This is a genomic window from Bacillus sp. SIMBA_005 (assembly GCF_046535585.1).
Lineage (GTDB): Bacteria > Bacillota > Bacilli > Bacillales > Bacillaceae > Bacillus > Bacillus pumilus.
Window position 1 is genome coordinate 1 of sequence record NZ_JAWRWI010000689.1, and the last position, 258, is coordinate 258.

Genomic DNA, 258 nt, shown 5'->3' on the forward strand with positions numbered 1-258 from the left:
CTTGTAACTATTGATGAAAATGGAATAATCGCTTCGGCTATTTGGGATGAAGATATCACCCCTCCATTTTTTAAAGCTGCTGTTTCAGCAATAAAATCTGAAGTGTTAAATTCGAAAGTTATTGGCGTGTTTATTCCAAGTTCCATTGTATTAGGTCGCCCTCGTACTGGAGAGTGGAATCACTTATCTGTTGAAGTTCATAGTGAAATGGTGAACAGCTCAAGATTAAAAACGGCGGGGCAAGTAATGGCTGAGAAG

Annotated in this window: 1 pseudogene; it reads left to right on the forward strand. The window is 39.1% G+C overall.

Going from position 1 to position 258, the window contains the following annotated elements:
• Positions 1-258, forward strand: a pseudogene (locus SB660_RS21835) (hypothetical protein); the annotation flags it as partial.